The following is a 20,145-nucleotide window of genomic DNA, read 5'->3' on the forward strand; positions in this document are numbered from 1 at the left end:
CAATCCGGATTTTCGGACTATAATAAGCCGAATTTATTTAGTTTTTCATACAACGTTGACCTGCTGACACCGAGTTCTTTCGCCACAAGAGCTTTATCATTATTATTCCGGTCCAGGCTTTGCTGCAGGACCCATTTTTCCGTTTCCTCAAGAATATCCTTCAGCTTCTTGTTATTAAATCGGTAGAAAACGTTCTTTGTTTGCAGATAATCTGGTAAGGATTCAACTGTGACACGCTCTCCTAATGTCAGATGGACCGCAGCTTCGATCACATTTTCAAGCTCTCTTATATTCCCCGGCCAGCTATAAGATTTAAGAACGGTCATTACCTCATGATCAATCCCTGCGATTCGCTTGCCTAAACGGTTTGTGACTTTCTCGATAAAATGCCTGATCAGCAAGCTCAAGTCTTCTGCTCTTTCTCTTAGCGAAGGCACACTGAAAGGAACGACATTGATCCGATAAAATAAATCTTCCCTGAAGCGCTTCTCTTCTATCATATTTTCCAATGGCCTGTTCGTTGCCGCAATGATCCGCACATCAACTGATACAGATTTCGTTGAACCAATGGGCTCTATTTCACCGTCCTGCAGTGCTCTCAAAAGCTTTACCTGCATGCTAAGCGGCATATCTCCGATTTCGTCGAGGAACAAAGTCCCCCCGTCAGCGAGCTGAAATTTCCCCTTTTTTCCACCTTTTTTTGCCCCTGTAAAAGCACCTTCCTCATAACCAAAAAGCTCTGATTCAAGCAAATTTTCTGGAATCGCACCGCAATTCACTTTAATAAAAGGCTTTTGGCTCCTGCTGCTCAGCTGATGGATGCTGTGCGCAAATAATTCCTTACCTGTACCGCTTTCTCCCCTAATCAGGACGGAAATATCGCTATTGGACACCAGCTTCACTTTTTCTTTTAAACTTAAAATCTGCTTGGATTCCCCTAAAATATCATCGAGTGAATATTTTACCCCGGAATCAATTTTCTGAATGTACGGCTGCATTCGTGTCAGAAGGCTTTTTACATGGCTGTCCATCTTCATCCATTCCTGAGTGTCCCTGAAAAATACAGTACCAAACGCAGCAATGACTTCTCCGTTCTTAATGATGGGAACCCGGTTGGCGATCATGTAATTACCTTTAATATATTGAAGGTCCGCTAATTCTTCCTGGCCAGTTTCAGCGACGATATGCATCCTTGTATTCTCGATTACCTCCGTCACATGCCTGCCAATCGTTTCTTCCCGGTTAACCTCAAGGAATTCACAATAATTATGATTAATATAAATAATCCTGCCTTCTCTGTCGACAACGACGAGCCATTCGAAGGCATTCTCAACAATTGTTTCTATAATGTCAGCTGGAATATGTAAAAGCTTTGCATTCATCATTCGTCACCTGTTTTTTTCTTTCATTTTATCATACTTTTCTGATAACTAAGGTTTTTGATAAGATCAACCGGGCTAGTAACGTCCATGATGAATTGCTTTAATCTTTACTTAAATAATATAGAAGTTTCCAATCGTTCATAAAATCGCAATATCTAACCCCCTTTTCTGTGACTTATATCACTCAGAAATAACTAAGAATTTCTTAAAATATCCTTAAGTTCATTAAAAGGGGGAAATACCATGTTTGTAGCTTGGTTGATTACGATCAGTGTATTTTTAATTTGTCTTTATGCAACAATAGCCATTATTGATGGCGTAAAAGAAAAAGATCATGACCGGTTGGCTCCATGCCTACAATCACTTGTTCCATCTCTTGATCCTTTTTAAGTTGAAGGATCCAGTCGAGAAAAAGTTGAAATCCTTGCTTGGTATTATCAAAAAAGCAAGGTGATCCAAACTCCATACCTCTATAGTCCTGCGCGCGTGCGACATGTTTGAACTTCGCAATATCAACACCTATAATTAAAGTCTGAGAAGTAATTTGAGCAATTTTATCATTTTGGTTATAATTCATTACACGGCCTCCTGGTATATGAGTTTTGTCCTTTTCGCTGGCCAGCTTCAGGACTCTCTCATTCTACCAAGAGGCTATTTTTTTATACAAACTCCATTTTCTTTCATTACAGGAATGCTGCTCCGTATGTTTCATAATGAATTCAATAAAAAAGGTGCATAATCCTTCCTGGATCAAGCACCCATTCGGTAAGCCTGTTTTGATCAGCCTTAAGTAAAAAGTGTATAGGGCTGCCTATACACTTTTTTACATTTAAGACGTAATGAGAGACAGAATGTATCACTTAGCTATCCCATTACAAAACAGCTCTCCTTGATTCTAGATTATCCAAACCAAAGTGCATATGAAGGACCCTGGCAGCCTTTTCAACATCACACTTATCCACAAGCGCACTTAATCCAACCGAGGATTCCCATATGGATTCCTTCGCAATATGGTAGTCATGAAAAACGCTGGTAACGTTCTTTTTTACCTCTTGTGTTGAGTTAATGCGCCCTATCACGGACACCTTTGATAGATCTTCTCTCTCTTCTATATAAGAATAGGCTTGATTATATTGTCCAACGATTCTCTTTACTTCTGGAAAATCCTCATCTTTTACTATGAGGATAAGGTTGTCCTTGAATTTAATTATTTCTGTCTCAACATAATGCGAATCGAGATCATAAAGAATCAGTGATTCTCCACCCTGACAGCCACAGATGGTCATGACAGAAATGTGTTTCTGGTAGGCTATCCCAAGAATAGGGTCATTTCTCTGTGTTCTTTCACTAATGACTGTCCCCAGTCCCTCAATCAAACTCGAACAAACCACAAGTGGCACATGATGTTCCTTCGCATGTTTAATCGCTCTCGGATGCAGGACACCAGCTCCCATGGCAGCTAAACACAGCATCTGATCATAGGAGAGGGTGTCAATTTTTGCTGCCTGGGGAACGATTCGTGGATCCGAAGTATACACCCCATCTACATCCGTATAAATATCACACCTATCCGCTTTTAAAGCAGCAGCAAGAGCAGCTGCGGTCGTATCTGATCCGCCCCTGCCTAATGTAGTCACTTCTCCTTTATCCGTGATTCCTTGAAAACCGGCTACCACGACAATTCGTCCTTTTGATAACTCCGATTTTATCCGACCGGTATCAATGAAGGTAATCCTGGCATTCCCAAATACCCCATTTGTTTGGATGCCCGCCTGTCTGCCTGTGAGGGATACGGCTTCCAGCCCCGTATGCTGCAGAGCCATTGTCAAAAGGGAGATCGTCACCTGCTCACCTGTACTTAAGAGCATATCCATTTCTCTCTTACTTGGCATTGCAGAGAGTTCCCCTGCCAACCTTACGAGTGTATCTGTCGTTTTATTCATTGCTGATACTACTACGACAACATCATGACCTTTTTCTCTTTCCTTCTTGACATGAAAGACCATACGCTTGATTCGATCTGTTGTTCCAACAGAGGTTCCACCAAATTTTTGAACAATCATACCCAATGATACCCCTACTTTCTATCAGACCATATTTATTAATGATTACTTTTAAGAAACTGCAGCTTCAGTCTTCACTTCATTTTCCAAAGGGATTTCATTCAGAATAGGCACAGCCTGAATATAATCATGCGTTCGAAGAAGCGATTCAAGTGTTTCTTTCCTGCCTTCTACAAATACGTACAAGTAATCGCCAAGCTGAATATGATCCTTCAAAGTGAACGACGGAATCCAGTTATGATACTCATCATCTTCATGGATTCTTAGAACCCATTGGTGGGTACTATCAACAGGAATCTCCCCGGTCCCCGCTATGCTTTCGGCAGAGGCAGTGTACTTCCTCTCGATCAACGACAGAAAATCCTCTACCATGGCGCTGCCTGTAGGCAATTTTCCAGCTCCTGGACCAAGCAAGGTTATCCTTCCTACAAGACTCCCCTTTAAAGATATGGCATTTTCTACATCCTCCACACCGTAAAAAGGATGGGTATCATGAACAAGAATGGGCTCAACTTCACCTTTGATATGATCGACTGAATCCCGCCGGAGAGAACCTGCGTGCTTGAAGCGCAATCGAAAGGATTCAGCTGCTTGAAGCCACTCTGCAGTCAGGTGCGATATTCCTTTACGTTTAACATTTTTCCAATCAGGCTGTTTGCCAAAGGCTGTTTGACTTAAAATTAGCAATTTATAGAACGCATCATGGCCTTCGATATCATTTGTCGGATCGGCTTCAGCGTACCCTTTATCCTGAGCAATCTGTAATGCTGTATCAAAGGCAAGACCTCTTTTTCTCATTTGAGATAGGATGAAGTTGGACGTCCCATTCAAAATCCCTTGAATTTGTCTGATTTCATTCACCTTCAGAAGCTGTCTGATACTGCCGATCACCGGTATTCCTCCGGCTGTCGTGGCTTCAAACCCGACCGATACCCCGTTCCTTTTCGCTTTTTCCAATAGCCCCGGACCATATTTGGCAAACATAGCTTTATTGGCCGTGACGATATGAACTCCCTTCTCAATGGCTTCGGTTAAATACGTATAGGTTGGCTCCTCTCCCACGATCGCTTCAAAAATCACGTGCAGGTCCGGGATATTCAGGATATCTTGGAAATCTGTTGTGACGGTGATGGATGGTTCAATGTTCCTCTCTTTAGTGGGATCTTTTATAAGAATTGCCCTTACTTTTACCTCTTTCCCTAGTACTTCCTTCAATCTGTCCTGATGAGTATCGATTGCTTCACAGACTCCTTGCCCTACCGTTCCGAACCCCAGTATTGCCACATTAATCGTTGACATCATTCAGCCTCCTTTTATCGACCTTCCACTTTAAGCGTAGGAATAATTCATCTTAGTTGAAGATTCACTTGAGAGAGATAAGCGGAAAAGAAAGAGGTATACAGAAAAGCCCTCTTCTTTTTAAGAAGAGGGCTAAATAATCATGCTCCTCCCCTTATCTTCCAGATTCGTATGGAATCTGTAGGAATTGGCACCTTTACAGTCTAATCCTGCAGGTTGCCGGGCTTCATCGGGCCTATCCCTCCGCCGCTCTTGATAAGAGATCTGATTTTTGGTTTTGGTATTACTTGCTAATTGAGTATGAACAAGATTATAAAGAGGATTCATTCCATCGTCAATACTATTTTTAGTATTTTAAAAATTTTCTTTCTAAAGGTATAAATAACATAATTCCTATTCTTTAACAAAAAAGCGTTATCCTTCCTGGATCCACAACCCGTTATAAACAAAATAATAAAATGATTTTTATAGTAAAATATTTGTATTTACAAAAGGAGCCTCATACTTATGAATATTTTAGTTTTTGGTGCAACTGGACGAGTTGGCAGTCAAATCGTTACTTATGCCCTTCATGACGGACATCATGTTACTGTATTAGTTCGCACTCCAGAGAAAATTCAAATATATAATGAACAGTTAACCATTATTCAAGGGAATGTTTTAAATAAAGATGATATAGTACGTGCAATGCATGGGACTGATGTAGTAATTAGTGCACTAAATACTGATGGCACAAAGACTCTATCAGAAAGTATGCAACTTATTATCGAAGCAATGGAAAACGAAGGTATAAAAAGAATAATAACTGTAGGGACTGCGGGTATTCTGCAAAGTAGAATCGCTCCAAATTCTCTGCGTTATCAATCAAGTGAATCAAAGCAGAAGTCAACTCGTGCAGCGAAAGAACATCATAAAGTTTATGATATGCTCAAACAATCAAACCTGGAATGGACGATTGTCTGCCCTACTTACTTGCCGAATGGAGAAAGGATAGGCAAATATCGAATAAACCAAGACTTTTTGCCAGAGGGTGGAGCTGAAATATCAGTACCGGATACAGCAGAGTTTACTTTTAAACAAATAAAAGCAAGCGATCATATAAAATCTCGTGTAGGCATCGCATATTAATAATTCTTATACTATAAATAATTAATTCAAAAGGAAGCAATTTTTTGCTTCCTTCACCTTTAATAAATTATTTTTAACATGTGAATTCCCAACACTAGACATGTGCTTTAGGACCAATCAACGCCAGCCCAAGAGGATTGCAATTTTCGCAACAGAACAATTTGGCCGAGATGGTACGTATCGTGCATCATGATATGGCTGAGTAAACGCTCAATAGAGTACCTGTTAGCTGCATACGGAGCTTTTAACCTTTCATCGTCCAGGCCCGCAATGACCGTTTTTAATTTATTCATGACATCATTAAGGTGCTGCACTGTCTGGGCCCACCCAATGTCGTCTTCTGGATCCCCCGGATTTCCAAAGGTTTCTTCATTGTCTTCTGCCTTCTGCGGATTATTTGTGCCCTTAATTCGGTGGATTACATCTTCATTCCAAAATATCAGGTGGTTGACAATCTGCCAAATCGAATTGCTGCCTCCCGAACTTGTCCAAGCTGCCTCAGATGCGGTGACTCCATGCAGCGCCTGATCCATGGATGCAAACCATTCATTCTTATGGCAATGCATGTCGAGTTGTTCTAAAAACATTTTGGTTACAACTTGCATACAACCACTCCCTCACTGTTAGTAATCTTTCAAAGATAAAAGACAAGAAATATCTGACAGGGTAGTCCGAAAATAACGTGCGACGATGAACAATAATCCTCAATCCTTTTTAGAAAAAGCCATTCCTTCGCATAACATTACCTTCATTTTATGCTCCATTCTTTTATTTTGAGAATACACAAAAACCATAATCACTATGACTTATTCAGCTCATACAGCTTTTATACCTTTATAATGGCAAATAAAGTATCCTAGGGCAGACCTTTTTAAGTGTCTTCTAAACGAAAACTTTGTTTTTTAAGGAATTCTCTGTTAGTCATTGTTCGTTTCATTTTTATCACATAATGATTTTAACGTTAATGAAAAAAAGGCGGTTAATCCATCTGGATCAACTCACCTTATTGCTTATTATCTTTAAGTATAAAACTATATGTATGTCCCAAAATCCACAACAACCCAAAATGATGATGCTGATTTAAAACGTAAATAGTAGTTAATCTCTACTTACATTATACAACGGTGTATAAATAATTTATAGACTACTCTTTCTGTAATTCCAATAATATACTGATATACACAAATCAAAAGGGGGTAACAGTATGACTGACAAAAAAGATGTCTTAGATAAAGGTCCTTTTTTTCATGGTACTAAAGCAGCATTAAAAATTGGAGATTTATTAGAACCTCAACACTTATCAAATTACCAAGATAAAAAATCTAACTATATTTACTTTACTGCAACATTGGATGCTGCTAAGTGGGGTGCTGAATTAGCAACATCTACATCAAAAGAAAGAATTTATATTGTAGAACCATTAGGTGATTATGAAAATGATCCCAACTTAACTGACAAAAGATTTCCTGGCAACCCAACTCGTTCTTATAGGTCTAAATCTCCTTTGAAGATTGTAGCAGAATTAAGTTCATGGGAAAGACATTCCGATGAAGAAATAAATCATATGCTTACATCCTTGAAAAAGTTACGTGAACAAGGGAAAGCTGTAATATACGATTAATCCTTAAAATTTATATGGCAATGCCTTAAGAGAACCGATTCGATTGCTTTGCTAATTGGTTTTTGTCTTCGGCTTTTGCACACAAAGGCATGCAAAAGCCGGGGCTTGATTGGTGAACTAAACCACCAAACCCACGAAGCAATATACTTTCCTGGATTTTCGCCAGTAATACTTTAGGGCACTTTCTTTATATTATTAGCTCATGGACTACGCCACTTAAATACATAAATAAGCCTATTAAAGCCAAACAAAAACCGATAATAAAAGGCCATGGATTATCTTCTTTTTCTCTATCAAAAGTTCCATAAGTTAAAAAACAAAGGATGATTGTGATAATGGGAAAAGCAACATAAATTGGTCCAAAGGCAAAAGATATCCCACCTATAAACAATGTTAAGGTACCGAAAGGGTTTTGTCCCTTGATCCGATTTATATATTCCATATCTGCTTCTGAAATCCCCTCTTTATCTTCACAATATAATCTCACTTTAAGTTTTGTAAATCCAAAGAAATCACTTACTTTATTAAAGAATTTCATAAGCCCCCCTAAAACCCTGTCATTCGATTTCAACTCCTGCACCCGATAAATAAAGGTAACGCGAGAGAATTATTTACACATTTATATTAGTTAATCCAAATCTTGTATTGAAGAATTGTGGTAATAGTAAAATGATGATCTGAAAAAGATATACAAACTTCATGTAATGTTTTCGATACCAATTATTTTGAATAAAAGGAGTCCATTCTGACAAATCCATACTTATCTGGGGTAAGGGTCGAAACCATATTATCATAGGCATTCACCTCCTATATATGGTTGGGATTCTTTTAGCTACCCACATTAATCATTCCACATAAAAAAATTACTCTGGACTACATGTTTGTAATTTAGCCTTTAGATGCATGATTCCCATCTTCTGTTTTAGCAAGTAAAACTTTCACTCTTCTTTCGAGGTGTAAATAAGTGTGCCTTCTTTCAAAGAATTTGAAAGAAAGTCTTCTTTAAATCAAGTTTCTTCTGGTGGAATGTTCTTCTCAATTCCCCAATTTCCTTGTCTATTGTATAATCTGAACTTTGGCCACCTATAGCATCATAGTAATCTCCATTAATCATCATTGTTGAAGCATATGAACTAGAAGCAGGGTTGGAAGAACAACCTGATAATAATATCAACGATAATGCTCCAATTAAAATGTACTTCATCATTTTTGCTCCCTTTGTTAAATAAACCTGCCTATTTAGCATATTAAGGATTTGGAATAAAGCTCCCTTTTCTTAAATCAATCTAATTCTTGAAAATAATCACTTTACTTCTATTGCAAATACGTAACTAGCATCTCCATTAGATACGTTCTCTTTCTTTTCATCCATCCACCGTGCTCCATACGAATAATAATAAGTCCCTTTTTGTGTAGGTGCTGAAAAATGATTGTTACTTACTTTAACTTCTGTTTCTTCATTGTTGCTTATATGCAGAACATGAATTTTATTTGGTTTTGGTTCATATTCCATAATTAAAGTTATACTTTCACCAGGATTCACTTCAATTGGTTCACTACCTTCCAATAGCTCAACTGGACCCGTTTTATCCACACATTTGGCTTGACCTGCCGACGACCAACAATAAGTTCCAAGTATGGTTTCGTATCTTTCGTTAGCTACCTCTATAAAGGCTTTAGGCGGAATAAGCTTTTCTTCTGTCGAATCACTATTTGCACACCCAGATATGATTAACCCAATGAGAGCTATGGTTAAGAAGCTTTTCTTCATGATTATCTCCTCCTATCCTGTTCCAATTTCCGAGTAGGGATCTGTCTATCTATTTAGACGATGTTTGTTATGTATTGTTGCATTCAATTTCTTTAGTATTTTTGTTGACTTAAACCACGGTTTGAGTCGTATCATAAACCTGTTGGCTGAAAAAAGTTAAATATGGATGTCTCATGGTTTAAAATTTACGCATATGCATTTTGTGGTATATAGGAATATATTGCTTGGGTAGCAGAAAGAGACAATATGATTGAACTTCGATCTTTGTTGATGATTGATCTGAAAATTACGCGTTATGAAAATCGTACTTCTTAGAAGATAAGAGAAGATAAAAATTCGAAAAGAGGAACTCAAATGAAACTTTCAGGGAATACAATACTCATTACAGGCGGCAGTGCTGGAATAGGATTAGCTTTCGCAGAGCGCTTTTTAAAAGCTGGAAATACAGTCATCGTTACTGGACGACGTGAAAATGTCCTTCAAAATGCAAAAGAAAAATTTCCAGATCTTATTACCCGTGTAAGTGATTTGAGTACCGAATCTGAGCGTGTATCATTATTTGATTGGGTAACAGAGACCTATCCTGAAGTGAATGTGTTAGTGAACAACGCAGGGATTCAACAACGCTATAATTTGTTGAAAGCAGATGCGAAGAAGAATTGGGATTATTTCAATAAAGAAATCACAACCAATATAGAAGCACCATTCCATCTTTCTATGCTGTTCGCTCCGTTTTTTGCTAAAAAAGAAGAGGCGACAATCATTAATGTCACATCTGGTTTAGCTTTTACTCCGTTTGCCATTGCTCCAATTTATTCAGCAACAAAAGCCGCACTTCATTCATTTACCGTGAGTTTGCGTCACCAACTTTCTGAATCATCTGTAGAGGTAATTGAAGTTGCTCCTCCTGCAGTGAATACAGACTTAGGCGGAGCAGGACTGCATACTCATGGCGAACCGCTAGATGCATTCGCAGATGGGATTTTCAAAGGTTTGGCAGAGGGTAAACAAGAAATTGGATATGGCAGTTCAGTGGAAAGATTACGCATGTCACGAGATCAAGTAGATGAGCACGTAGCAAATTTGTACAATGCAATGAAAAATACAATTGAATGATGATCTTCACTTTATGTTGGAAAACGAAAAGTCAAAACTCGCTCATCTAAGGCGAGTTTTCTTTTTATTAGCTATTTCTTTTTGAATGCTGATTCAATTGCTCATAAGTTCAACAAAAAAGTGCGGCAATCCTTCCTTGAATCATCGTACCCCGTCAATAAAACAGAATGTTACTTGCTATTATCTTTATCTTAATCAATGCTTTCTCCCCATTTTAGACCAGACTGACCCATAATCGCTATTTGGCAGCCATTCTCTAAACATATATTGATAAGCAAAGTTAAGCTTATCGTGTTTATCATAAAAAGAATAAAGAACGTATTGTCCGCCATCCAACTTCCACTTCCTAAATTCCATATCTTCATGTTTTTCTTTTTTTATATCCCCTTTCCCTCAATTTGTACTTTGCGATTCTAGCTTAAAAACACGTTATCTCTAACCTGTTATTACCTTTGTTTGGACTGAACTACATAACGCATCATTAGATAGTAAATCTGTTAATTTTTTTAAATATAAATAATGTTTATCACTTCGTAAGGATTCAGGTATGGCTCCACCACTATGAATCATTTCTAATAACGGAGACGTAAGCAGCACTTCAACCTTCAGTAAGCCCGATTCTTCAGAGTTTATTTTGAAACCTGCGAATACATCTTGTTTTATGTCTTTTACTGTTTGAATTAAGTTTTGCAGGTTGGAACCAGTAAGTGTTAATTCAATTAAAGGAAAACACTTTTCCATAGGATTCTCCACTAATTTTCTATTCCGATAATCATAAACAAAATAGAAATTCCTAACATATTTTTCCAGTTTTTGCAGCTCATTAATTAGTAAGTAAAATTGGTCAGTAAGTCCCGCAGTTAATTGTGACTCTTCTATACCTAAAAATAAGGTGAGATTTTCTGGGGCAGAAATTGATATCGTAGTTATTAAGTTATTTGAAAAATTAGAGGAGAATTCCATTAATTCAGTTAGCTGAGGATTTGATAAAACACCCTTATAGATCCCTATCAGGTATTGATTCATATTCACACTCCTTTTTAGATTAAATACGATGAATAAATGGAAATTCCTTCCTTTTTTCCAGCAAGTTTGTTGAATAGGGTTTTAGAAAAGTATTAATACCCCTGTCTTCTTTACAATACTTATCTAAAAAAAGCAGCCAATTCAGTTAAGAATATGACTGCTAATTCGTATGCTATTTATTTTTTAAAAACAGTTCTTTATTATTGAGGTGCTTTTTTACATCAACTGCATGGTGGTAATACATGTAGCATCATTTTCGTAGGTAGAGATTTCTGATTCCACCTGTTTGCCATTGTGCTCGATCGTTACCTGATACTTCTGGTCACGCGGCAGCCATAGATCGATAAAACCATTAGGTTGAGACTTCAATGTTTCGTCAACGATCACTTTGCCGTCCATGTCTTCAATATATACATCAAACTCTTCTTCAACCATTTCACCTTGACAACCTGTCAAGCTATGATTAGTTCAAGGGTGGGTTTGATTTTCATATGGTGCGATTGAGACGAAGAAGTCCTCTTCAGAGAAGTCATAGACCTGCTTGTCTCCCTCACTGTCAGCTATGACCAGTTCGTGTGAGGTGATGGAAGCATTGTCGCTGTTAACCTTGCCCGCACTGAGATCACTCACCAATTCCTTTATGTTTTGCTGCTGTTTTTCTGTTTTTGCAGATTCTTTTCCGCCATTACAGCCAGATAGCAAACCGGCAGCTAAAAAGGCAACTGTAAGAAGTTTAACTTTCAACCCATTCACCCCCTGTCTTTCAAATGATGATTATATCACATTTACACAGTCTTATATTAGACGTAAAATATGCATTTTTTATCAAGAAAAAATGCATAAAATATGAACAGTAAAAAAGAAGCTGGCGAACTCGTTCCAGCTTCTTTCCTATTTTTTATGCACTTGCTGCCATATTCGGCGCTTCCTTTATTTTACGGTCATAAATCACCGTAGTAAAAATACCAATAAACATGAGGCCAATCAGCACAGCGAATAAAATCGGCATTCCATTCAGGTCGACAAGGATTCCGCCCATCAAAGGACCAATCATCCTTCCGCCGGTAGCAGTGCTGTTGACGATTCCCTGGTAAAAGCCTTCACGCCCTTTTGGCGCCAGCGTGTTTGCAATGGTCGGCACAGCCGGCCAGATCAGCATCTCGCCAATCGTCAGGATAACCATCCCTGCGATAAAGCCTGAAAATTGCTGAGCACCGGCCGCAACAGCATAAGAAACCATGAAGATGACCATACCGATGACAATTTGAAGCTTAAGCTTGTTTTGGAACGGCTTGATCAGTTTATTGATAACTGGCTGCCCCAATACAATCAGTGCACCGTTGATTGTCCAGAGGATGCTGTATTGATTCAACGTAATGTTAAGTTCCTGCGTATAGGCTGCAATCGTCGTCTGCCACTGCACATAGCCAACCCAGCAAAGCAGATATCCAATGGATAAGATCAATAACGCATACAGCTTCGTACGGCTTTTGACCGTGCCATTTTCCTGGAGAATGTTCGTTTGTTTGGTAGCGCGTGTATCGATGCTGCGATAGCCAAAAACAGCAATCATCAGGAAAATCACATACATAACAGCATTTGCCATGAAGATCAACTGGAATGAATAGGAGGCAACAAGTCCGCCTAATGCGGCACCAATAGCCACCCCGAGGTTCTGGGCAACATATATGGCGTTGAATGCTTTTCTCCCGCCCTCTTTCCATACGGATCCTGCCATAGCATACATGGCAGGGAAGACGATTCCCGAACCAAAGCCAACCAATGTCAAAAAGAATATATATTGTGGCCAACCCGGCCAAAAGGTAAGGCCGATCAAAGAAAGAATCGTGATACCAATTCCCAGCATAATGGACTTGTAGCCGCCAATTTTATCAAACAGGCTGCCGCCAAACAGATTACCGATTACACTGGCAGCGGAATTCAGCATTAAAACGATTCCGGCAACCGATAACGACTTGCCAAGATGGTCATGGATATAGATTGTATTTAAAGGCCATAAAAAAGAAGAGCCAGTAACATTGACTGCCATCCCGATAATTAAAAGCCAGAGGGCTCTAGGCATAAAAAACGCCCCTTTTCATGTTAAAAATTTCGAATACCAAAGTAATTTTAGTGGTTTTTATCTAGGGTTGCAATAGGTATTTTTACTAGGTTTTAAAGTGGGAATTTTCTATTTTTTCAGGTGGATAAATTGGAAAATATCGCTGATAATTTCCATGTTGCGGGATTTCGACAAAAAGTCGCGGAATAAGGTTGCATTTTTACGGAATGATGGCTCAGTCTTGCGGGAATTCGACAGAAAGTTGCGGGATCAAAGAATACCTTTTGTATTATAGGTAAGTAAACTGGAAAATCCTACTCAAATTTCCAGTTCTCTTGCGCAATTCCCTGAGGAGTTCGCGGTATTATTCGATTTATGAACGAAGGGTATTGTGCAAAAGCATTAATTTTCTTTTCCTGCTATGAATTTTGCAGGAATCTGCACAAAAAAACCTCACTTCTTTTATGAAGTGAGGGTGTTTCACATTTATGAAGATTGCCCTGGTTCTGGATGAAACTTTGACTTCACTGGCTGGCCGCCGCTTTGTTCATATTTCTTTTTCGATTCTTTTACCGGATCATGCTCCATTCCAAGTTCAAGATCCTGGTTGTTGATGCCATTCCGCGTCTTTTGTTCAGGATTATTTTGCTTTGAGCGTTTCTTCAAAGTTTTCCCCTCCTGTTTAATGATCAAGCAGAATCATATTGTTCTGTACATTTTGCAGCTGCAGCCGCATTCTGTGCAGCTGGTCCCGCTGCTGGGCGTTTGCACTGAAAGCAAGCTTGGCAAGATCATTATAAGCGTCTTCAAGAGCTTGCAGGGCATTCGTATAATCACCATCATTATAATGCTGCTGCATGCTGGCGCTTTTATACTGCTCCTGGGCTAAATTGATTGCATCCTCACATTGCTGAAGTAGCTGGTCAACCGATTGACGTGTAGCCAATATTAGACCCTCCTTTACTTGATGCTGAAGCAAAGTCTGCTTCTTCTTTATTTTGTTCACAATGCTTTTTCCTATCACGATTTTGGCGATGTTTAATGATTCCAATTATAAGGAAGCAGTAAAAACAGCAGAAAATCCTCTAGAGCCAGATGGCTTTGTAATCTTTTTGCAATTGGAATCACCCCTCCTAAGTGGTACAATTCCTTTATGAAATAATGGAACAGAAGCAATAAGGAGGTATCTGGCATGGCACAGACCAACCCTTTTCCATATGCTACAGATGATAAACGATACCATACATGGAACTATCATTTGCGCAATCATTTTGGACATAAAGTTTTTAAAGTCGCCCTTGATGGCGGTTTTGATTGTCCCAACCGTGACGGCACGGTTGCACACGGCGGATGTACTTTTTGCAGTGCATCTGGTTCTGGCGATTTTGCAGGTGACAGAGTCGAGGATCTCGGCACCCAATTCAGCAAAATAAAAGAAAAAATGCATACTAAATGGAAAGACGGCAAGTACATGGCGTATTTTCAGGCGTTCACGAATACACACGCACCGGTAGAAGTACTGCGGGAGAAGTACGAAACGGTTCTGCAGGAAGAAGGCGTTGTTAGCCTTTCGATTGCGACAAGGCCAGATTGCCTGCCCGATGATGTCGTTGAATATCTTGCCGAACTAAATGAACGCACTTATTTATGGGTTGAGCTTGGCCTTCAGACCGTCCATGAAAAAACAGCCAATCTAATCAACCGTGCACATGATTATGAGACATATAAAGAAGGGGTGGACAAGCTCCGCAAGCATGGCATCAGGATTTGCTCACACATCATCAATGGGCTTCCTATGGAAACACCTGAGATGATGATGGAAACTGCCCGTGAAGTCGCTAAACTGGACGTCCAGGGGATCAAAATCCACCTTCTCCATTTATTGAAGGGAACACCAATGGTAAAGCAATATGAAAAAGGATTGCTTGAGTTCCTTACTTTAGAGGAATATGTAAAGCTAGTCTGTGACCAGCTGGAGATCCTTCCCCCTGAAATGATTATCCATCGAATTACCGGAGATGGCCCTATCGAATTAATGGTCGGTCCGATGTGGAGCGTGAATAAATGGGAAGTGCTGAATTCAATTGATGCCGAAATGAAGCGACGTGACAGCTGGCAAGGAAAATTTTATGCAGGAAATAAAGTGGTGATCTCAGAATGAAGCTAGAACGCATTCTTCCATTCGCGAGGAATTTGCTGGAACTCGCTGTAAAACCAGGAGATATTGCGGTGGACGCAACAGTTGGGAACGGACATGACACGATTTTTTTAGCTAACCTGGTCGGACCAGCAGGCAGGATTTATGGCTTTGATATCCAGGATGAGGCTCTCTTGTCTTGCAAAACGAAACTTAGAGAACATGACATGCAGGATCGGGTTACTCTTTTTCATACAGGCCATGAACAGATAATGGATAGCATCCCTCCATTGCATTTCGGAAAAATAACCGGAGCCATTTTTAACCTTGGTTATTTGCCTGGCGGGGATAAGAGCATTGTCACCGTACCGCAAACAACAATCGAAGCCATCGATCAGCTCCTGGAAATCATGGCACCAGAGGGCATCATCGTTATTGTTATTTATCATGGCCATCCAGAAGGAGCAGTCGAACGTGATTATCTTCTTCGTTATGTAAAATCTCTGGATCAAAATACAGCACATGTTCTGGAATACAGATTTTTGAACCAGAAAAACAATCCGCCATTTATTATTGCGATTGAAAAAAGGTAATCAAAAAGGGTTTTTCTCTTGATGAGAAACCCTTTTTTTATTGCAGAAATGTAAAATCATCATTTTTCGAAGGATTATATCCTGGTTAGATTAATTTTTTCTCACTTTGGTAGGCTTTTGATCACTGTTCAAAAATTTTATTCACGGTTGGAACAGATTTATTCCTGGTTGGGACAGATTTATTCACGGTTGGAACAATTTTATTACGGGTTGGGACATTTTATCTTCGGTTGAATCAGTTTTATCTCCGATTGAAGCAGTTTTATGTTGAAACAGTTTTAATACGAGTTACATCCCATCACCACCAATAAAAAACAACCAGAGAAAAAAATCCCCTGGCTGTTTCTTTTACTTTATAAAAGCTCTCACAACGCCGGACGGTACCCACTTTTGCAAGGTACGATATGCTCGTCCATTTATATAAAAGAAATAGCTGACAGGTCCTGCTGTCCTGATCATTTCGCGAGCGAGCTTTTTTATTCTTTCCTGGTGTCTTACTTTTTCATCCGATAGATATACTCCCAGCAAACCGCGATTGATCAGCTTATGGAATTTTTGATGCGGCAGCTTGGATGTATGGTAATCTGCATTTTTTACAAAATGCCTCAAACGATTAAATAGTGCTTCTTCGTTTTCATAGTAGAAGCAGAAGTTCAAATCGCCGCCTGCCTTGTCTTCTTCCTGGTCAATAAAATAATCAAGCAGGATGTGAAGGCCTTGTATGTAAGGAAAATATCCGTTTCGGATACTATCTGCGTGCTCTGGTTTGAAATCATCACGAAGGGCATATGACACAAGACAGAAGATGCCAAGTGTGGATCCAGTGCAGGCTGAAAATTCATACCATTCCATATCCGGAATATCATTTCGATGTCCGTCAAACCATGTTTGAAGCCTAGGTACACGTTCTTTTACTTGGACATGCTTGTGGATTTGCAAATCACAATAATAATTGCAGAGCTCACCCAGATGCTCCTGAATGTGGCGATAACTTGAAAGCTCAGCTAAAACTTCACGGCAGACTGTTACAAGCTCAATCAGATAGCCTCCATCGTCCTGGTCTTCCCGCTCTCGATAATAATTTTTCAATTGGCTGTCGAGGCTTAGGGAGTCAGCCATAGATTCATGCAAAGCGGCAAAATCTGCGGGATCAAGGGAGGTGCTCCGATCACAAAGATTATCAAGATAGTCGCTGATCGTCTGGTAAGCCACTATAAACCTGATCGCCTGCTTATATTTCCCTTTGGCGGTAAGGCTTAAAATTGACCCGCCTTCACAATGGAATGTCTTATGCTCGATACTTGCAAGAGCCTGTTTCCTTAATTCAGGGTTTGGGATTTCCTCAGCCCTGCTTTTCCAGTAAGAGAGCTCGCGGTGTACTTGCGGCAGGACTTGACGGTATACACGGTACATTAAACTAAGCGGCATGGATGGAATGATCATGTATACACCTTCCCCCTTTCTAACACAAATTCTTGTTAATACACATATCCAATTGATTTCAGCTGGCTCATGACAAAATCCATCGAGTAATTAAATACTTCCTCACGTTCCGGTTCATTGAAGACCTCATGATAGCATTTCGGCCATTCTTTATACCGCTTTTCAGAAAGCGGAGCATGGTTGAACCATTCCTTCACTGAACGCTTATCGACAATTTTATCGTCCCCACCCTGAATCAGCAGCGTGGGAACATCCTGTATTTTTTCCATATTTTCAAAGGCAAGATCCATTGCGGCGGCTAGCTCACGGTACCATCTAATCGACACCTTGGTAATATAAAGTGAGTCATTCTGATCAATTGCCAGGACATCTTCGTTCCTCGTCGCCATTTCTACCGTTAAACCAGGAGACATTCGCAGCGTAGGCATGACAATATTGATGCCATGCGAGAGCATATTTAAAAATTTTGAAGGATACTTAACCAATCCCAGGCAAGGTGAAGACAGGATCAGTCCAGCAAGCTCCATATGCTCCTCCTGCAGCATCCTGATGGCAATAAGTCCACCCATACTGTGTCCCAATAAGAATACCGGCAGATTAAAATCATATGCTGCCTGAATCCACTCTTTTACTTCAATGATGTATTCATCAAATGAATCAATATGGCCACGGTTCGCTCTAGTTGTCATACCCTGTCCCGGAAGATCCCCCATGATGACATGAAAGCCGGATGAGCGCCACATTTCAATAAGCCAGCCATATCGGCGATGATGCTCAAGCGCGCCGTGGACCATAACGATAACAGCCTTAGCTTCTCCGTCTGCTTCCCATTTCCACATGACTATTCCCCCAGTTATTACTTTATCTTTGTTGTTAGTATTCCTTCATTTTGTGAATGACAGTGTTTCACACTACTTATCAAGGTTCTTTAAAAGAACTATAATATATAATTAGATAAAAATAAAAATTAAAGCATTCTATAATCTATTTTTTACAGGAGAGTGTATAATGATCTACCCTTACAAAGGAATTACACCTAAAATATCAAAATCCGTATTTATTGCAGATTATGTAACGATTACGGGCGATGTTCAAATTGGCGATGAATCAAGCGTCTGGTTCAACACGTCCATACGCGGAGATGTCGCACCAACCATCATTGGAAACAAGGTGAACATTCAGGATAATTCCGTATTGCATCAAAGCCCAAATAATCCGCTCATCCTTGAAGACGAAGTTACCATTGGGCATCAGGTCATCCTGCATAGCTGCATCATCAGGAAAAAAGCGCTTATTGGAATGGGATCCATCGTCCTTGACCAGGCAGAAATTGGGGAAGGGGCATTTATTGGAGCTGGCAGCCTCGTTCCCCAGGGTAAAAAGATCCCGCCGAATACCCTGGCTTTCGGAAGACCAGCAAAAGTAATCCGTGAACTTACTGAGGAAGATATCCTGGATATGGAACGGATTTCAAGAGAGTACGCAGAAAAAGGGCAGTACTATAAACAGCTGCAAAACAATAAGGAAGAATAGCATTTGCTCTTAAAAAATCCCTGTTCAAACCGATATTAATTTATATACTATACCCGTAAATAATTTTATTTATGCGGAGAGAGCAGGTGATGGATGATGAACCCATTATATTTATCAATCGCGGCCATTATACCGCTGCTAGCTTTGTTTTTGCTCATGATCAGCAAACAAAATAGCATGATAAAATCCATCCTGATGTTCGTGCTCGTTTTCGTGTCAGTGGCTGGTGCGTTTCTGCTGGAAAACATTCAGTCAGCACATGTCGCAAAAGCTGTTGAGTCAGTAAAAAACTGGCTGGACTCTCCGAAAGAAAAATCGGCTCCAACAGTCCAGGATGATTACCAGGTTGAGATTATTCCAATCAAGGAATCCGTCTTAATAGACGCACCGGAAATTTGGCAAATGCCTGAACTGCCAAGAGGCTGTGAGGTCACTAGCCTTGCCATGCTCCTGCAGTACAAGGGAATATCGGTGGACAAGCTTACACTAGCAAAGGAAATTAAGAAAAATCCAGCTGAATACAAGCTGGCTAATGGGAATATTTATTTTGGCGACCCAAACGAAGGCTTTGTCGGCAATATGTATACCTACTCTGAGCCTGGGCTTGGTGTCTATCATAAACCTATAGCTGAACTGGCTGAAAAGTACCTTCCTGGTAAAATAAAAGATCTTACCGGGACTGATTTCCTTGAGCTGAAGGTTCACCTTTCGGACAGCCGTCCTGTATGGCTCATCATCAATACCGAGTATAAAAGGATAGATGATAGCTTTTTCCAGACCTGGTACACCCCGAGAGGCGCAGTCTCGGTCACGACAAAGGAGCATTCTGTGCTCGTGACGGGATATGACCAGAAATATGTATATTTTAATGACCCGCTGACGGGTGAGAAAAATAAAAAAGCACCCATGCATGATTTCACAGAAGCATGGGTGCAAATGGGAAGGCAGGCAATTACCTTCCTTCCCTAATG

The 20,145-nt window shown here is 39.8% G+C and carries 22 protein-coding genes, 2 pseudogenes and 1 riboswitch; of the genes and pseudogenes, 7 read left to right on the top strand and 17 right to left on the bottom strand.

Annotated elements, in window-relative coordinates:
- Window positions 1–17: 17 nt before the first annotated feature.
- From V7201_RS09485 to V7201_RS09500, 4 genes and pseudogenes are all read right to left on the bottom strand, one after another.
- Window positions 18–1,382, bottom strand: a complete 1,365-nt coding sequence (locus V7201_RS09485) for a sigma-54 interaction domain-containing protein (protein WP_335376583.1) — start codon at window positions 1,380–1,382, stop codon at window positions 18–20.
- Between the two features lie 337 nt (window positions 1,383–1,719).
- Window positions 1,720–1,959: pseudogene (locus tag V7201_RS09490) on the bottom strand (IS110 family transposase); the annotation flags it as partial.
- Window positions 1,960–2,254: 295 nt separating this feature from the next.
- Entirely contained in the window at window positions 2,255–3,451 is a 1,197-nt protein-coding gene (locus V7201_RS09495; RefSeq protein WP_335376525.1) for an aspartate kinase, read from the bottom strand.
- Window positions 3,452–3,496: 45 nt separating this feature from the next.
- Window positions 3,497–4,747: a homoserine dehydrogenase gene (locus V7201_RS09500; RefSeq protein WP_335376526.1), complete on the bottom strand. Its 1,251-nt coding sequence runs from the start codon at window positions 4,745–4,747 to the stop codon at window positions 3,497–3,499.
- Window positions 4,748–4,895: 148 nt separating this feature from the next.
- Window positions 4,896–5,006, bottom strand: a riboswitch (SAM riboswitch).
- Between the two features lie 245 nt (window positions 5,007–5,251).
- Here V7201_RS09500 and V7201_RS09505 point away from each other — a divergent pair.
- The gene (locus V7201_RS09505; RefSeq protein ID WP_335376527.1) at window positions 5,252–5,872 is read left to right on the top strand and encodes an NAD(P)-dependent oxidoreductase; all 621 of its coding nucleotides are present in this window, start codon (window positions 5,252–5,254) and stop codon (window positions 5,870–5,872) included.
- A gap of 107 nt (window positions 5,873–5,979) precedes the next feature.
- Here the strand turns inward: V7201_RS09505 and V7201_RS09510 are convergent, their stop codons facing one another.
- Complete coding sequence (locus V7201_RS09510; RefSeq protein ID WP_335376528.1) at window positions 5,980–6,477, bottom strand: DinB family protein; 498 nt, start codon at window positions 6,475–6,477, stop codon at window positions 5,980–5,982.
- Window positions 6,478–7,076: 599 nt separating this feature from the next.
- Between V7201_RS09510 and arr the strand changes: the two genes are divergently transcribed.
- Window positions 7,077–7,493, top strand: coding sequence for an NAD(+)--rifampin ADP-ribosyltransferase (gene arr, locus V7201_RS09515; protein WP_335376529.1), 417 nt, complete (start codon window positions 7,077–7,079; stop codon window positions 7,491–7,493).
- Between the two features lie 187 nt (window positions 7,494–7,680).
- On the opposite strand, the gene V7201_RS09520 is transcribed toward arr, so the two are convergent.
- From V7201_RS09520 to V7201_RS09535, 4 genes and pseudogenes are all read right to left on the bottom strand, one after another.
- Complete coding sequence (locus V7201_RS09520; RefSeq protein WP_335376530.1) at window positions 7,681–8,031, bottom strand: cell division protein FtsK; 351 nt, start codon at window positions 8,029–8,031, stop codon at window positions 7,681–7,683.
- A gap of 76 nt (window positions 8,032–8,107) precedes the next feature.
- Window positions 8,108–8,293: pseudogene (locus V7201_RS09525) on the bottom strand (DUF3267 domain-containing protein); the annotation flags it as partial.
- Between the two features lie 176 nt (window positions 8,294–8,469).
- Entirely contained in the window at window positions 8,470–8,700 is a 231-nt protein-coding gene (locus V7201_RS09530; protein WP_335376531.1) for a hypothetical protein, read from the bottom strand.
- Window positions 8,701–8,796: 96 nt separating this feature from the next.
- Window positions 8,797–9,264 carry a hypothetical protein gene (locus tag V7201_RS09535; RefSeq protein ID WP_335376532.1) on the bottom strand — a complete coding sequence of 156 codons (468 nt, stop codon included), beginning with the start codon at window positions 9,262–9,264 and terminating at the stop codon, window positions 8,797–8,799.
- A 354-nt stretch (window positions 9,265–9,618) separates the two neighbouring features.
- On the opposite strand from V7201_RS09535, the gene V7201_RS09540 reads away from it, so the two are divergent.
- On the top strand, window positions 9,619–10,380 hold the full coding sequence (locus V7201_RS09540; RefSeq protein WP_335376533.1) for an SDR family oxidoreductase: 762 nt from the start codon (window positions 9,619–9,621) through the stop codon (window positions 10,378–10,380).
- A 195-nt stretch (window positions 10,381–10,575) separates the two neighbouring features.
- On the opposite strand, the gene V7201_RS09545 is transcribed toward V7201_RS09540, so the two are convergent.
- From V7201_RS09545 to V7201_RS09570, 6 genes are all read right to left on the bottom strand, one after another.
- Window positions 10,576–10,737 carry a GyrI-like domain-containing protein gene (locus V7201_RS09545; protein WP_335376534.1) on the bottom strand — a complete coding sequence of 54 codons (162 nt, stop codon included), beginning with the start codon at window positions 10,735–10,737 and terminating at the stop codon, window positions 10,576–10,578.
- Between the two features lie 78 nt (window positions 10,738–10,815).
- Window positions 10,816–11,406 carry a hypothetical protein gene (locus V7201_RS09550; protein ID WP_335376535.1) on the bottom strand — a complete coding sequence of 197 codons (591 nt, stop codon included), beginning with the start codon at window positions 11,404–11,406 and terminating at the stop codon, window positions 10,816–10,818.
- 216 nt (window positions 11,407–11,622) lie between these two features.
- On the bottom strand, window positions 11,623–12,150 hold the full coding sequence (locus tag V7201_RS09555; protein WP_335376536.1) for a CueP family metal-binding protein: 528 nt from the start codon (window positions 12,148–12,150) through the stop codon (window positions 11,623–11,625).
- A gap of 154 nt (window positions 12,151–12,304) precedes the next feature.
- The gene (locus V7201_RS09560) at window positions 12,305–13,489 is read right to left on the bottom strand and encodes an MDR family MFS transporter (protein WP_335376537.1); all 1,185 of its coding nucleotides are present in this window, start codon (window positions 13,487–13,489) and stop codon (window positions 12,305–12,307) included.
- Between the two features lie 465 nt (window positions 13,490–13,954).
- Complete coding sequence (locus V7201_RS09565) at window positions 13,955–14,134, bottom strand: glycogen biosynthesis protein GlgD (protein ID WP_251483752.1); 180 nt, start codon at window positions 14,132–14,134, stop codon at window positions 13,955–13,957.
- A gap of 16 nt (window positions 14,135–14,150) precedes the next feature.
- A complete protein-coding gene (locus tag V7201_RS09570; protein ID WP_335376538.1) occupies window positions 14,151–14,414 on the bottom strand; it encodes a YtzC family protein in 264 nt (87 codons plus the stop codon).
- Window positions 14,415–14,660: 246 nt separating this feature from the next.
- Between V7201_RS09570 and V7201_RS09575 the strand changes: the two genes are divergently transcribed.
- Window positions 14,661–15,629, top strand: a complete 969-nt coding sequence (locus tag V7201_RS09575; protein ID WP_335376539.1) for a TIGR01212 family radical SAM protein — start codon at window positions 14,661–14,663, stop codon at window positions 15,627–15,629.
- Window positions 15,626–16,198 carry a class I SAM-dependent methyltransferase gene (locus V7201_RS09580; protein WP_335376540.1) on the top strand — a complete coding sequence of 191 codons (573 nt, stop codon included), beginning with the start codon at window positions 15,626–15,628 and terminating at the stop codon, window positions 16,196–16,198. Before V7201_RS09575 ends, V7201_RS09580 begins: the two co-directional genes overlap by 4 nt.
- Before the next feature lie 348 nt (window positions 16,199–16,546).
- Here the strand turns inward: V7201_RS09580 and V7201_RS09585 are convergent, their stop codons facing one another.
- Together V7201_RS09585 and V7201_RS09590 are read right to left on the bottom strand one after the other, a co-directional pair.
- Window positions 16,547–17,641, bottom strand: a complete 1,095-nt coding sequence (locus V7201_RS09585) for a tetraprenyl-beta-curcumene synthase family protein (RefSeq protein ID WP_335376541.1) — start codon at window positions 17,639–17,641, stop codon at window positions 16,547–16,549.
- A 35-nt stretch (window positions 17,642–17,676) separates the two neighbouring features.
- Entirely contained in the window at window positions 17,677–18,480 is an 804-nt protein-coding gene (locus tag V7201_RS09590) for an alpha/beta hydrolase (protein ID WP_335376542.1), read from the bottom strand.
- 169 nt (window positions 18,481–18,649) lie between these two features.
- On the opposite strand from V7201_RS09590, the gene V7201_RS09595 reads away from it, so the two are divergent.
- Together V7201_RS09595 and V7201_RS09600 are read left to right on the top strand one after the other, a co-directional pair.
- Window positions 18,650–19,174 carry a gamma carbonic anhydrase gene (locus V7201_RS09595; RefSeq protein ID WP_335376543.1) on the top strand — a complete coding sequence of 175 codons (525 nt, stop codon included), beginning with the start codon at window positions 18,650–18,652 and terminating at the stop codon, window positions 19,172–19,174.
- A 96-nt stretch (window positions 19,175–19,270) separates the two neighbouring features.
- A complete protein-coding gene (locus V7201_RS09600; protein WP_335376584.1) occupies window positions 19,271–20,143 on the top strand; it encodes a C39 family peptidase in 873 nt (290 codons plus the stop codon).
- The last annotated feature ends 2 nt before the right edge of the window (window positions 20,144–20,145 follow it).

The sequence above is a fragment of the Bacillus sp. JJ1122 genome, assembly GCF_036964885.1.
Lineage (GTDB): Bacteria > Bacillota > Bacilli > Bacillales > Cytobacillaceae > Mesobacillus.